Origin of the sequence: Desertibaculum subflavum (assembly GCA_003576705.1) — a bacterium.
Classification (GTDB): Bacteria; Pseudomonadota; Alphaproteobacteria; order Ferrovibrionales; family Ferrovibrionaceae; genus Desertibaculum; species Desertibaculum subflavum.
Genome location: QOZS01000039.1, coordinates 1 through 13,475, shown reverse-complemented (window position 1 = coordinate 13,475; position 13,475 = coordinate 1). Strand labels below are relative to the sequence as shown.

General features: G+C 69.2%; 13 protein-coding genes. 8 read left to right on the top strand and 5 right to left on the bottom strand.

Features of this window, described 5'->3' with window-relative positions:
- Nucleotides 1-43 precede the first annotated feature (43 nt).
- Entirely contained in the window at nt 44-442 is a 399-nt protein-coding gene (locus DT074_RS19125) for an MAPEG family protein (RefSeq protein ID WP_119421467.1), read from the top strand.
- Here DT074_RS19125 and DT074_RS19120 read toward each other — a convergent pair whose 3' ends face one another.
- Together DT074_RS19120 and DT074_RS19115 are read right to left on the bottom strand one after the other, a co-directional pair.
- Nucleotides 443-1,102, bottom strand: a complete 660-nt coding sequence (locus DT074_RS19120; protein ID WP_119421466.1) for an RlmE family RNA methyltransferase — start codon at nt 1,100-1,102, stop codon at nt 443-445.
- Nucleotides 1,103-1,112: 10 nt separating this feature from the next.
- Nucleotides 1,113-2,174 carry a Ppx/GppA phosphatase family protein gene (locus DT074_RS19115; RefSeq protein WP_368744772.1) on the bottom strand — a complete coding sequence of 354 codons (1,062 nt, stop codon included), beginning with the start codon at nt 2,172-2,174 and terminating at the stop codon, nt 1,113-1,115.
- A gap of 288 nt (nt 2,175-2,462) precedes the next feature.
- On the opposite strand from DT074_RS19115, the gene DT074_RS19110 reads away from it, so the two are divergent.
- Genes DT074_RS19110 through DT074_RS19095 form a run of 4 tightly spaced genes read left to right on the top strand, consistent with a single transcriptional unit; the run spans nt 2,463 to nt 5,829 of the window.
- Nucleotides 2,463-3,650, top strand: a complete 1,188-nt coding sequence (locus DT074_RS19110) for an RNA polymerase sigma factor (RefSeq protein WP_162915018.1) — start codon at nt 2,463-2,465, stop codon at nt 3,648-3,650.
- Between the two features lie 31 nt (nt 3,651-3,681).
- Nucleotides 3,682-4,647 carry an SPFH domain-containing protein gene (locus tag DT074_RS19105; RefSeq protein WP_119421464.1) on the top strand — a complete coding sequence of 322 codons (966 nt, stop codon included), beginning with the start codon at nt 3,682-3,684 and terminating at the stop codon, nt 4,645-4,647.
- On the top strand, nt 4,647-5,084 hold the full coding sequence (locus DT074_RS19100) for an NfeD family protein (RefSeq protein ID WP_119421463.1): 438 nt from the start codon (nt 4,647-4,649) through the stop codon (nt 5,082-5,084). Before DT074_RS19105 ends, DT074_RS19100 begins: the two co-directional genes overlap by 1 nt.
- A 31-nt stretch (nt 5,085-5,115) precedes the next feature.
- On the top strand, nt 5,116-5,829 hold the full coding sequence (locus DT074_RS19095) for a glutathione S-transferase family protein (RefSeq protein WP_119421462.1): 714 nt from the start codon (nt 5,116-5,118) through the stop codon (nt 5,827-5,829).
- A gap of 108 nt (nt 5,830-5,937) precedes the next feature.
- On the opposite strand, the gene DT074_RS19090 is transcribed toward DT074_RS19095, so the two are convergent.
- The gene (locus DT074_RS19090) at nt 5,938-6,996 is read right to left on the bottom strand and encodes an MBL fold metallo-hydrolase (protein ID WP_119421461.1); all 1,059 of its coding nucleotides are present in this window, start codon (nt 6,994-6,996) and stop codon (nt 5,938-5,940) included.
- A 225-nt stretch (nt 6,997-7,221) separates the two neighbouring features.
- On the opposite strand from DT074_RS19090, the gene amt reads away from it, so the two are divergent.
- On the top strand, nt 7,222-9,354 hold the full coding sequence (gene amt, locus DT074_RS19085; RefSeq protein ID WP_119421460.1) for an ammonium transporter: 2,133 nt from the start codon (nt 7,222-7,224) through the stop codon (nt 9,352-9,354).
- 86 nt (nt 9,355-9,440) lie between these two features.
- On the opposite strand, the gene ctrA is transcribed toward amt, so the two are convergent.
- A complete protein-coding gene (gene ctrA, locus DT074_RS19080) occupies nt 9,441-10,163 on the bottom strand; it encodes a response regulator transcription factor CtrA (RefSeq protein ID WP_119421459.1) in 723 nt (240 codons plus the stop codon).
- 294 nt (nt 10,164-10,457) lie between these two features.
- On the opposite strand from ctrA, the gene fliI reads away from it, so the two are divergent.
- Nucleotides 10,458-11,777 (top strand): flagellar protein export ATPase FliI, encoded by a 1,320-nt coding sequence (gene fliI / locus DT074_RS19075; RefSeq protein ID WP_119421458.1) that lies wholly within the window; start codon nt 10,458-10,460, stop codon nt 11,775-11,777.
- Nucleotides 11,774-12,235, top strand: coding sequence for a flagellar FliJ family protein (locus DT074_RS19070; protein WP_119421457.1), 462 nt, complete (start codon nt 11,774-11,776; stop codon nt 12,233-12,235). The genes fliI and DT074_RS19070 overlap by 4 nt, the downstream gene beginning before the upstream one ends.
- On the opposite strand, the gene DT074_RS28150 is transcribed toward DT074_RS19070, so the two are convergent.
- On the bottom strand, nt 12,217-12,927 hold the full coding sequence (locus DT074_RS28150) for a hypothetical protein (protein ID WP_162915017.1): 711 nt from the start codon (nt 12,925-12,927) through the stop codon (nt 12,217-12,219). The two genes, DT074_RS19070 and DT074_RS28150, sit on opposite strands and share 19 nt — an antisense overlap.
- Between the last annotated feature and the right edge of the window lie 548 nt (nt 12,928-13,475).

Genomic DNA, 13,475 nt, shown 5'->3' with positions numbered 1-13,475 from the left:
AGTATAGCTTGGACAGAGGCAACAAAAGGCAAGGGGGAGGGCCATGTCGGTGGCCATCATGCCGGTCTATGCGGGAATTCTGGGCCTCGTGCTCATCGGCCTGTCGCTGCGCGTGATCCGCTATCGCCTGAAGCACCGGGTCGGCCTGGGCGATGGCGGCGAGGCCGGCCTCAGGCAGGCTATGCGCATGCAGGGCAATTTCATCGAATACGTCCCGCTGGCGCTGATCCTGATGCTGTGCCTCGAGCTGATGGCGGCTTCCGCCGGGCTTCTTCACGGGCTCGGCGTTGCCTTGGTCGTCGCGCGCGTCGCGCATGCACTGGGCATCGCGATGACCGATGGCGCCTCGGTGCCGCGTTTCGTCGGCACCGTCGGCACCTTCGGCGTGCTGGTCGTCGGGGCGCTGGCTAGCCTCGGCCTCGCGCTCGGGATGTTCCCCTGATCAGCCCTTGAATCCGGTGGCGACCAGGTAGGTCTCGGCCGATTCCTTGCGGCTCGCCTCCGGCTTGGCGTGGCGGACCTGGGCGAAGCGGCGCTTGAGGCCGCCGAGCAGGCTGCTCTCGGTGCCGCCCTGCCAGACCTTGCAGACGAAGCCGCCGCCGGGCGCCAGCACGCGGGTCGCGAAATCCGCCGCCGCCTCGCAGAGCGCCATGATGCGCAGATGGTCGGTCTGCTTGTGGCCGGTGGCGGGCGGCGCCATATCGGACAGCACGAGGTCGACCGGGCCGCCCAGCGCGGCCAGCACCATCCGCTCGGCATCGGCGGCCAGGAAGTCGAGCTCCAGGATGGCGACGTTCGGGATCGGCGCCATGGCAAGGATGTCGACCGCGACCACGGCGCCGCTTGACCCGACGCGGTGAGCGGCGACTTGGGCCCAGCCGCCGGGCGCGGCGCCGAGATCGAGCACGCGGAGCCCCGGCTTCAGCAGGTGGAAGCGCTGGTCGAGTTGAATCAGCTTGAAGGCGGCGCGCGAGCGATAGCCCTGCTTCCGTGCCTCGTGCACATAGGGGTCGTTGATCTGCCGGGTCAGCCAGCGCTGCGAGGCGAGCGGCCGGCCGCGCGCGGTGCGCAGGCGCTCCTTTAGCTCGCGGCTGCCGCTCATGTCCTGATGCTCATGCCTCGTAGGCCGGCCGGCGCTGCACCATCACCGCTTCGCGCTCGGCCTCGTGCATCAGCCGCTCCAGCACGCCCTCGCGCACGCCGCGATCGGCGACTCGGAGCCTGGCGACCGGCCAGAGCCGGCTGATCGCCTCCAGCACGGCGCAGCCGGCAACGACGAGATCGGCGCGCTCGCGGCCGATGCAGGGATGCGCCATGCGGTCCTCGTAGCTCATCTCCGCGAGGCCGCGCGAGACGCGCTGCACATCGGCGAGGTCGAGCCAGATGCCGTCCACCTTGGCGCGGTCATAGCGCGGCAGGTCGAGATGCACGCCGGCAACGGTGGTCACCGTGCCGGACGTGCCGAGCAGCTGCACGCCGCCATCCTGCAGCACCGTGCTGATCCGGTGAGCCGCGTCGAAGCGGTCGAGGTGGCGGCGCACGTCCTCAACCATGCCGGCCCAGCTTTCCGGCGTGACGTGGATACCGCCCCAGCGTTCGGCCAGCGTCACTACGCCTTCCGGCACCGACATCCAGGCGGTGATCTGCGGTTGCTGGCCGCCGAGCCGAGTCCACAGCACCTCGGTCGAGCCGCCGCCGATATCGAAGACCAGGGCATGCCGGTTGCTGCGGTCGAGCAGCGGGGTGCAGCCGGAGAGCGCGAGGCGCGCCTCCTCCGAGGTGTTGATGATCTCGAAGCGAAGTCCGGTGGCAGCCTGCACGCGGTCGATGAACTCGGCACCGTTGGCGGCCTTGCGGCAAGCCTCGGTGGCGACGCAGCGCAGCCGGGTGACGCCGCGGCGGGCGACCTTGTCGGCGCAGATGCGGAGCGCCGCGATGGAGCGGCGGATCGCGGCTTCCGACAGCTCGCCGCTCGCGCTCAGGCCCTCGCCGAGCCTGACGATGCGCGAGAATGCGTCGATCACCCGAAAGCCGTCGGTGGTCGGCTTGGCGATCAAGAGGCGGCAGTTGTTGGTGCCGAGATCGATCGCGCCATAGATGTGGCCGAAGCGTCCACGCGGGCGGGCTTCCCCGCCCCGCCGGTCGATCACCGGCGCGGAGGTCGTCTCCGTCACTCGCTACACTCCTGCGGCGCCGGCTCCGCCCCGGCGGCGGCGCCATCTGTTCCCAGTCGATGATCAAGGTATCAGAAGCGGGGCGAACCGTCACGGAAATGGCCAGGGCGTCCATCACGCCGGTGATTTTCAGGTTAACATCGCGGCCCGCCGATTCCCGCATCCCGCGCGGGGGCGTGCGTCTTGCGGAGGGCGCTGTTGGCCCGAGCTGTGACCTTTCGGCAAGATCCGGACCCGACGCCTTCCGACAGCCGGCTGGACCGGCTGTTCCGCACGGAAGGCGGGCGCGTGCTCGCCCGTCTCGCGCGTCAGCTGGGACCGGGTCGGCTTGATCTTGCCGAAGACGCGGTCACGCGCGCCCTGGTGGCGGCGGCGCGGCTGTGGCGGATCCGCGGCCTGCCGAACGATCCCGCCGCCGGGCTCTATCGCATCGCTTGGAACAAGGCGGCCGATCTGCTGCGCGAGCAGCCGGGCGAAGCCGAACCGTTGTGCGGCGCCGGCATCGCCGCCTGGCCTTCGGCGCGGCGCGGATTGGATGATGACCTGCTGAGCCTGGTCTTTCTGTGCTCGCACCCGGCGCTGCCCGAGGCGGCGCGCGCCACCCTCATGCTGAAGGCCGTGCTGGGATTCGGTGTCGCCGAGATCGGCGTTTCCCTGCGCGATACCGACATGGCGGTTGCCGAACGGCTTTCCCAAGGGCGGCGGACCATCCGCGAGCGTGGATTGCCGCTCGAGCTCCCGTCCGGCCGGGCCCTGCTACCGCGGCTGAACGGCGTGCTGGCGACCATCCACCTGGCCTTTTCCGAAGCCTATGCTACGGCGCGGGGTGAGCGTGCGGTCCGCGCTGAAATCTGCACGGAGCTGGTGCGGCTTGCCCGGGGGCTCGCCGACCATCCGTTGACCGAAACGCCGACCGCGCACGCGCTGGCCGCGCTCATGCCGCTGCAGGCCGCTCGGCTGCCAGCGATCGACGATGCCGGCGAGATCGCCTTGCTGGCCGACCTCGACCGGCGCCAGTGGGACCGGCACCTGATCGCGATCGGCCTGCACCACCTGGAACGCGCGGCGTCGGGCGGCACGCTCAGCGCCTATCACCTGGAAGCCGGCATCGCGGCCGAGCATGCGGTGGCGCCGAGCCATGCGGCAACCGACTGGCCGGCGATCCGCGGCTATTACGACGCGCTGGTCCGGCTGCGCCCGACCCCCCTGGTTCGCCTGAACCGTGCCGTCGCGGTCGCCGAGACCGACGGCCCGGCCGCCGGGCTGCAGGCGCTGGCCGGTCTCCAATCCGAGCCGCGCCTGGCCGCCGATCCCTATCTGTCGGCCGCGGCGGCCGAGTTTCTGGCCCGGCTCGGCCAGCGCGAGGCGGCGGCAGAGGCGTTTGGCCGGGCCATCATGCTGGCCCGGACACTGCCTGAGCGCCGGCTGCTGCAGCGCCGGCTCGACGCATTGGCAATGCCCGCCGCCAGCCTCTAGTTTCGCTGTCTGGCGATTCGCGGGGGGCCGCATGTACTTCGAAACCGGTGTCATCGTCACGGCGATCATCGTGATCCTGGTCGTCGTGACCATCCTGCTCGGTGTCAAGATGGTGCCGCAGGGCCAGCAATGGACGGTGGAGCGCTTCGGCGCCTATATGCGCACCTTGCATCCGGGGCTCAGCTTCATCGTGCCCTATGTCGAGACCATCGGCCGCAAGCTGTCGATGATGGAGGTGGTGCTCGACATCCCGAGCCAGGAGGTGATCGCCAAGGACAATGCCACGGTGACCGCCGACGGCGTGGTGTTCTACCAGGTGTTCGACGCGCCGCGCGCCGCCTACGAGGTGCAGAACCTCGAGCTCGCTTTGATGAACCTGGCGATGACCAATGTGCGCTCGGTGATCGGCTCGATGGATCTCGACGAGGTGCTGTCCAGGCGCGACGAGATCAACGGCAAGCTGCTCGCGGTGATCGACCAGGCGACCACGCCCTGGGGCGTCAAGGTCACCCGCATCGAGCTGCGGAACATCCAGCCGCCGGCCAACTTGCTGGAGGCGATGGCGAAACAGATGACTGCCGAACGCGCCAAGCGCGCCGACGTGCTGACCGCCGAGGGCGACCGCCAGGCCTCGATCCTGCGCGCCGAGGGCCAGAAGCAGTCGGCGATCCTGGAGGCCGAAGGCCGGCGCGAAGCAGCCTTCCGCGACGCCGAGGCGCGCGAGCGCGCGGCCGAGGCCGAGGCGAGCGCCACCCGGGTGGTGAGCGAGGCGATCGCCGGCGGCAACATCGCCGCCATCAACTACTTCGTCGCGCAGAAATACGTCGAGGCCTTCGGCAGGCTGGCCGACAGCCCGAACCAGAAGCTGGTGATGATCCCGATCGAGGCGACCGGCATCCTCGGCTCGCTCGCCGGCATCACCGAGCTCGCCAGGGACGCAGCGGCGATGCGCAAGGCCGCCGGGCCGTGGGATCAGCGCCCGGCAGGTGGCGCCTGATGTCGGGCTACGTGCCGGAGCCCTGGCACTGGATGGCGGCCGGCGTGGTGCTCGCCGTGCTGGAAGTGGTGCTGCCCGGCGCGGCGCTGGTCTGGCTCGGCGGCGCCGCCTTCGTGGTCGGGCTGGTTGCGTTCGTCGTGCCGCTGGGCCTGAACGCGCAGCTCGGCCTGTTCGCGGTCCTGGCCGTGGTGGCGCTCGGCATCGCCTTCTACCTGCGCCGGCGCGGCAAGCTCGACACGCCCGAGATCGCGGTCAATCGCGGCGCCGCGCGCTTCGTCGGCACCCGCGCCACGCTCGACCAGCCGATCGTGGACGGGGCCGGCCGGATGCATCTCGGCGACACCGTCTGGGCGATCAAGGGACCGGACCTGCCGGCCGGCAGCCATGTCGTTGTGGTCGGCATGGAGGGCTCGACCCTGGTGGTGATACAGGCGTGATCCGCGGCCGGCGCGGCGGGGAGGCAAGGCGATGATCGATCTCTACGGCATGGGCAGCCCGAACGTGGTCAAGATCTTCCTGGCGCTGGAGGAGATGGGCCTCGCCTACAAGGTGATACCGCTCGACGTGTTCGGCGGCGCGCAGTTCGACGCCGCATTCCTCAAGCTCAACCCGAACGCCAAGGTGCCGCTGATCGTCGACCACGACGGGCCGGGCGGGGCTCCCTACACGGTGTTCGAATCGGGCGCGATCCTGCTCTACCTGGCGGAGAAGACCGGCAAGCTCCTGCCGCGCGAGGCGCGGGCGCGCAGCGATACGATGCAATGGATGATGGTGCAAATGACCGGCCTCGGCCCCATGTTCGGCCAGTTCGTGCATTTCATGCGCTTTGCGCCGCCGGGCAACGACTACGCGCTGAGCCGCTACCGGACTCAGGTGCGCCGCGTGCTCGACGTGCTGGAGGCGCGCCTCCAGGACCAGCCCTATCTCGGCGGCGCGGAATATTCGATCGCCGATATCGCGACCTTCCCCTGGGCGCGCAATATCGGCGCGCTGCTCGGCAAGCCCACCGAGGCCGACTATCCGAAGCTGATGGCCTGGGTCGCCGGCATCGCCGCGCGGCCCGCCGTGGTGCGGGCGCTGGCGGCGGTGGACGAGGTCCGGGCGCGGACCACGGCCTTCGACAAGGCCCAGCCCAAGGTGCTCGACCGGATTTTCGGCCGCGGCGACTTCGCCCAGGCCTGATGGTTTCAACCGCGAAGGACGCAAAGAGCGCCAAGGGCCGCAAAGGATCTTGAAGCTTCGCGTTCCTTTGCGCTCTTGGCGCCCTTCGCGGTGAAATAAGGATCCGGCTTACGCCGCGTCCGCCCGGATCGCGGTGCGGCGGTAGCGGTGCACGCCGTCGGCGCTGGCGAACTTCTCCACCGAGCCGTCGACGACCAGATAGTGCAGATGCGCGATCGCCTCGCCGATCGCCATGAAGGTGTGCTTCATGTCGAGCTGGCGCTTGAACAGCACCGGCATGGTGTCGAGCGCGGTGCGCGGCTCGGTGCAGAAGGCCTTCAGCGCGGTGAGCCGCACATCGTGATGCTGCGCCAGCTGGTCGAGCCGGGTGTGCAGGCCGACGAACGGATCGCCATGCGAGGGCAGAACCAGCGTCTCGGCCGGCAGGTGGCGGAAGCTGTCGAGCGAGTCGAGGAACAGCTTCAACGGATTGGCGTCCGGCTCCGCCGGGTAGACGCCGATATGCGGGCTGATCTTCGGCAGCACCATGTCGCCGGAGATCAGCACGCCCTGCTCGGCGCAGTACAGGCTCGCATGCTCGTGGCTGTGGCCGCGGCCGATGATGACCTGCCATTCGCGGCCGCCGATATCGAGCCGGTCGCCCTCGGCGATGCGCACGAACTGGCTCGGGATCGGCTCGACCTGGCGGGCGAAGTTGTTGAAGCCGCGATCGCCCAGGAACGAAAGCGCCGCTTCGCCGAAGCCGATGCGACGGTAGAACGCCACGACATAGTCCGGCACCGCCTCGGAGGCCTCGGCGGCGAGCATGCGGCCGAAGCTCCAGTCGGTCAGCGTCATCCAGAGCGGCGCGCCGAAGCGGCCGCAGAGGAAGCCGGCCTGGCCGACATGGTCGGGATGGAAATGGGTGCAGATCACCCGAGTGATCGGCTTGCCTTCGAAGGCGCCGTCGAAGATCGCCTGCCACCAGCCCTGGATGCGGCTCGACCGGGTGCCGGTATCGACCACCGTCCAGCCGTCGTCTTCGCGGATCGCCCAGAGGTTGATGAATTCGAGGCCGGGAATCGGGATCGCCATCCGGATCCAATGGATGCCGGGGGCCACCTCCACCAGCTCGGTCAGTTCCGGCCGGCGTCCGATGGGGAAGGAGAGGGCCGCATTGTCGCTCATCTGGCCTCGCTCACGCGCGTCGTTCTTTGTGCACTGCCAAAATGATGGGTGACGTTTACGTAAGGGTCAATTGCGAAGCATGGCGGGCCGCCCGGCGCCGATCACATGGCGGTATCGAACTTCGGTTGTGTAGAGAAATGTTGATTCCCCTTTCTTCATGCCGGCTTAACTCTCCGATCGGTAGTGTGAAGTCACGAGAGAAAGTGCATTCGGTGAGTCGGAGTTATGACGGGTGAAATTGGGCCGGATCGTCTGGATCAGATCTGGCTGATCGTTGCGACCATGCTCGTTCTGTCGATGCAGGCGGGATTCCTCTGCCTGGAAAGCGGCTTTGTTCGCGCCAAGAACAGCATCAACGTCGCAGTGAAGAATACCGTCGACTTCTGCGTCGCCGCCTTTCAGTTCTGGATGTTCGGATATGCTTTCGCTTTTGGCGCATCGCTTGGCGGGATCGTCGGCGGGGACGGATTCTTCTACGGCGATTCCGCCAGCAGTGCCGATCTTACCTTCTTTCTGTTCCAGCTGGTCTTCTGCGGCACCGCCACCACCATCGTCTCCGGCGCGGTGGCGGAGCGGATGCGCTATGCGAGCTATATCCTGGTCTCGGCGCTGACCTCGGCTGCCATCTATCCGGTCTTCGCCCATTGGGCCTGGGCCGGCGTCAATCGGGGCGAGGCGAGAGGCTGGCTCGGCGGCAACGGCTTCGTCGATTTTGCCGGCTCCACCGTGGTGCATTCGGTCGGCGGCTGGGTCGCGCTGGCCGCCATCCTGGTGGTCGGCGCCCGGCGCGGCCGGTTCGATCCGGTGGGGCGCCCCGTCTCGGGGCACAATCTCGCGCTGTCGGGCCTTGGCGTGTTCCTGCTGTTCGTCGGCTGGTTCGGCTTCAACGGCGGCAGCACCTTCCGGGCCAGCGAGCTGGTGGCGCCGGTGCTGTTCCATACCGTGCTGGGCGGCGTTGCCGGCGGGTTGGCGGCGCAGCTGCTCTCCTATGGCCTGTACGGCCAGGCACGCGCCGAGCATTTGTTGAACGGCATCCTGGGCGGCCTGGTGGCGATCACCGCCTCCGCCCATGCGGTGGCCGGCTGGAGCGCGGTGCTGATCGGCATCGGCGGCGGGCTGGTCACGGTGCTGGGCGAGCGCCTGCTGATCCGCTGGCGGCTGGACGACGCGGTCGGCGCCGTGCCGGTGCATCTTTTCGCCGGCATCTGGGGCACCCTCGCAGTGGCGCTGTTCGGCGACCTGGATCGCCTCGGCACCGGGCATGACCGGCTGGCCCAGCTCGGCATCCAGGCAATCGGCATCGCCGCCTGCGGGCTCTATGCCTTCGGCCTCGCCTATATCGTGCTGGCCGCGATCAACCGGTTCATGCCGCTGCGGGTCACCGTCGCCGACGAGGAGCGGGGCCTCAACATCTCCGAGCACGACGCCTGGTCGCCGACCTTGGAGCTGGTGCGCGAGATGGAAGCGCAACGCGCCAGCGGCGATCTCTCTTCCCGCGTCACCGTCGAACCGCATTCCGATGTCGAGCTGGTGGCGTTGCAATACAACCGCGTGCTCGACCGGGTCGAGGCCGCGGTGGCGCGCCAGAGCGCGACCATGGAGGAGCTCAAGCTCAGCCAGGCGCGCACCGAGCAGGCGAGCCGGGCCAAGAGCACCTTCCTCGCCAATATGAGCCACGAGCTGCGCACCCCGCTCAACGCGGTGATCGGCTTCTCGGAGGTGCTGAACAGCGAGCTGTTCGGCCCGATCGGCAACCCGCGCTACAAGGACTACGTCACCGATATCCTGGGCAGCGGGCGCCATCTGCTGCAGCTGGTCGACGACCTGCTCGACCTGTCGCGCGTTGAGGTCGGCGAGGTGAAGATGGACGAGCGGCCGATCGAGCCGCGCAGCTGGCTCGACGGCGCCCTGCAGATGCTGCAGCCGACCGCGCGCAAGGCCGACGTCACGGTGACCGGCGAGGTCGATCCGGGCATCGCCGCCCTGCACGGCGACGAGCGATTGCTGCGCCAGGTGGTGCTGAACCTGGCCGGCAACGCCATCAAGTTCACCGAGCCGGGCGGCGAGGTCGCGATCTCGATCCGGCCGGCGCCGGAGGGCGGCGCCGTGTTGGCGGTCGCCGATACCGGCATCGGCATCCGCCAGGAGGATATTCCCCGCGCGCTGGAGCCGTTCATCCAGCTGCACCCGCATCTGACCAAGACCAAGGGCGGCGCCGGCCTCGGCCTCGCCCTGGTGCGCGCCTTCGTCAAGCTGCATGGCGGCACGGTCGAGATCGCGAGCCGCGAGGGCGAGGGGACGGTGGTGACCGTGAACCTGCCGGCCGAGCGGGTCGAACGCGCCAGCAAGGCGGCCTGAGCGGCCCGCCGATTGGGCGGCATCCCGAATACACGAAGGGCGCCGACCGGGATCGGCGCCCTTGCGAATTTCCGCGGATGGCCGGCTTACTTGGCGCCGACCGCCTTCTTGAGCGGCTGCATGTCGCTCTCCGACGGCGGATCGCGCAGCACATAGCCGCGGCCCCAGACCGTCTCGATGTAGTTGTCACCGCCGGTAGCGGCGGCGAGCTTCTTGCGCAGCTTGCAGATGAAGACGTCGATGATTTTCAGCTCCGGCTCGTCCATGCCGCCATAGAGATGATTGAGGAACATCTCCTTGGTGAGCGTCGAGCCCTTGCGCAGCGCCAGCAGCTCCAGCATGGCGTATTCCTTGCCGGTCAGGTGCAGCCGGCGGCTGTCGACCTCGACCGATTTGGTGTCGAGGTTCACGGTCAGGCGGCCGGTCTTGATGACCGACTGGGCATGACCTTTCGAGCGGCGCACGATGGCGTGGATGCGCGCGACCAGCTCTTCCTTCTCGAACGGCTTGGTCAGGTAGTCGTCGGCGCCGAAGCCGAGACCCTTCACCTTCTTTTCCGTGTCGCCCATGCCTGAAAGGATGAGGATCGGCGTCTGGACCTTGGAAAGACGCAGCTTCTTCAGCACGTCGTACCCGCTCATGTCGGGCAGGTTCAGGTCCAGGATGATGATGTCGTAGTCGTAGAGCTTGCCGAGGTCGAGGCCTTCCGCACCGAGATCGGTGGTGTAGACGTTGATGCCCTCGGCCTGGAGCATCAGCTCGATGCTCTTTGCAACCAATGTGTCGTCTTCGATCAGGAGCGCGCGCACGGCGATATCCCTCTTGCTGCCGAACCCTGCGCCCGGAGCTACGGGGCTCCTTGCCCCACCCGTCCCGGCGGCTCCGGTTAATATTAACCTCTCCCCTTAAGCAAAGGTTAATATGGCGGCATCTCACCTAAAAAAATGTAACTCAGGCCGATATCGGCTAACTATTTGAATACTAAATAATTTCTCGACAGAGCCGCGGCCGGGGGCGGCGGCGGGCATGATTAAACGTTCCGAAACCGCGTTTCCCGCATGCTCCTGGCGCAGGCGATCGAGCCCCCGATTCGGAGTCCCTAGGTGGACCAACTCATTCAGGATATTGAGAATATTCCCCGCGACGTGCGGTTTGGCCGGGTTGCCGGCATACGCGGCCTGCTGGTGGACGTGGCCGATATCGGCAATGCGGTGGGTATCGGCTCGCGGCTCGCGCTGGAAGCGCGTGGCGGCCGCAAGGTCGAGGCCGAGGTGGTCGGGATCGACCAGGGCCGCGCCCAGGTCATGGCTTTCGGGTCGCTGGAAGGGGTCGGCGCCGGCGCCCGGGCCGAGTTCGTCGCGCAGGAGCCGGAGATCCAGCCGGATGCGACCTGGGCCGGCCGAGTGGTCGATGCTTGGGCGCGCCCGACCGACGGCAAGGGCCCGTTGAAGCCGGGCGGCACCCCCTATCGGCTGCGCGCCGCGCCGCCGCCCGCCTACGCCCGCCAACGCGTCGGCCCCCGGATCGACCTTGGCGTCCGCGTGCTCAACACTTTCACGACCTGCTGCCGCGGCCAGCGGCTCGGCATCTTCGCCGGCTCCGGCGTCGGCAAGTCGGTACTGCTTTCCATGCTGGCGCGCTACAGCAAGGCGGACGTCACGGTGATCGGCCTGATCGGTGAGCGCGGCCGCGAGGCGCGCGAGTTCATCGAGGACGATCTCGGCCCGGAAGGCCTCGCCCGCTCGGTCGTCGTGGTCGCGACTTCGGATGAGCCCGCGCTGGTGCGCCGCCAGGCCGCCTACACGACGCTCGCCATCGCCGAGTATTTCCGCGACCAGGGCAAGGACGTGCTGCTGCTGATGGACAGCGTGACCCGCTTCGCGCTGGCGCAGCGCGAGATCGGGCTGTCCGCGGGCGAGCCGCCGACCACCAAGGGCTACACGCCGACCGTGTTCAGCGAGCTGCCGAAGCTCTTGGAGCGTGCCGGCCCCGGCACCGCGCAGGGATCGATCACCGGCCTGTTCACGGTGCTGGTCGAAGGCGACGACCATAACGAGCCGATCGCCGATGCGGTGCGCGGCATCCTCGACGGCCATGTCGTGCTGGAACGCGCGATCGGCGAGCGCGGCCGCTATCCGGCGGTCAACGTGCTGCGCTCGATCAGCCGCGCCATGCCGGGCTGCAACGAGGTCGACGAGACGCAGCTGATCGGCCAGGCGCGCCGGCTGCTTTCCACCTACGAGGACATGGCGGAGCTGATCCGCCTCGGCGCCTACCGCGCCGGCAGCGATCCCGCGGTCGACGAGGCGATCAAGTACCGCCCGGCGATCGAAACATTCCTGACCCAGGGCAAGGACGAGAAGGCGGACCTCGGCGAAGGCTTCGACCGTCTGGCCGGAATCCTCGAGGGAGCCGCCGCATGAAATCGATCGCGACCTTGATCCGGCTGAAACGCTGGGCGCTGGACGAGAAGCGCCGCGCGCTCGCCGATCTGGAACGGCTGCGCACCGAGATGGTGGAGCGTGCCGCCGCGCTGGAGGGCGAGATCGCAGCCGAGCAGGGCGCGGCACCAGCGGAAGTGGTGCAGTTCGCCTATGCGGCCTATGTGCGGCGCGCGATGGGACAGCGCGAGGCGCTGGCCCAGTCGATCGGCGGCATCGACAGCCAGATCGCCGAGGCGCAGCTGGAGATCGGCGAGGTGTTCAGCGAGCTCAAGCGCTACGAGCGCGTGCAGGAAATGGCCCAGCAGAAGGCGCAGAGCGAGCTCAAGCGGCGCGAGACGGCGGTGATGGACGAGATCGCCGGCCGCCGCCATGCCGTGCGGCCCCCAGCGCAATCGCAGAAACTTCAGCCGGCCAAGATTCAGGCCAAGACGGCGTGATGCGGCTTGCCGTCCGCCGTCATCGGCGGCGGTGGCGGCAGGCGGTCGACCTTCTGGAAGCCGAGCGTGCCGGCGAGGCCGGCACCATCGAGCGCCGTGCCGAACACCCGGCGCAACTCGCGCTGGATACGGCCCGGCACCGCGCGCTCGGTGCGGATGATGACGTCCAGCGCCTTCGGCCGCAGCAGACCGTCGATGCGCATCGGCCCGGCGCGCGACAGCTTCAGGTCCAGCATGAAGCGTTCCGATGCCTCGTCGGCACCGGGATCGCTCTTGCGCCGGCGCGGCGGCCGATGGACGTAGAGCATGACCGGCTGTACCGCGCCGCCGTCCAGCACGGCGAGCGGCTGGGCACGCCAGCCATCCGGTCCGCGTTCCTGCGCCATGCGGGCGAGGTCGCGAAACTCCGCATCGACGGTGCGCCGGCCGTCCGGGCGTGACGGCAGGTCGATGCGCGTGCTGTCGGCCGTGCCGAGCCAATCGGCGAGCTTGCCGCCGCGCAGCGCGGAGACCAGGAAGGCAAGACCGCCGGCGAGCCGCGTGCCGGCGCCGGGTTGCAGCATGTCGCGGATCCGCTCGGCCACGACCGGATCGGCGCGCACCGTTGCCCAGAGCGCGATCCAGGCGGAAGCGGCGCGCCGGTCGAACGGCGCGTCTTCCGGCGGCACCGGCCCGACTTCGAGCGGGGGCAAGCCGGTCGCCACTGCCTTCGGCGCCGCCGAACCGGCCGATGGCGCGGGTGCGGAGGGAGCCGCGGGATGCGCCTCCGGCAAAGGCCGGGCGGCAGGCCGCGCGGGGTCGGCCGCGGCGCTCTTGCTCGCCGCCACGCCCGTATCCGGGATCGCCGGCAGCGGCGAGCGTGCCGGCGCGGCGGCAGCGGGCCGCGGCGCATCGGCGGGCAGCGAAGGCGGGACGAACGGGACCGGACGCTGACCGGCCGTCCGGTCGGGACCGTTTCCGGCGCGGATATCAAGACCGGGCGCGTCCGGCTCCCCGGTCGGCGCGTCGAAATGGACGGCGGCCGGCGCCGCATCGGCCGGCAGCCGCTGCGCGGAGCCTTGCGGAGCCGGTGCGGGAACCGGTTGCGGCCAGGCTTTGCCTGCCGGCGCGGGCGGTCGCGCGATGACGAGGGGCAACGCCTCGAAGTTCGACCATGCGCCGGGGGACGTCGCCGGTCGCGGCGCGAGGGGCGCGGGCGGCTCCGCCGAAACGCTGGCGGCGGCCGGCGCCGCCGCCGGGC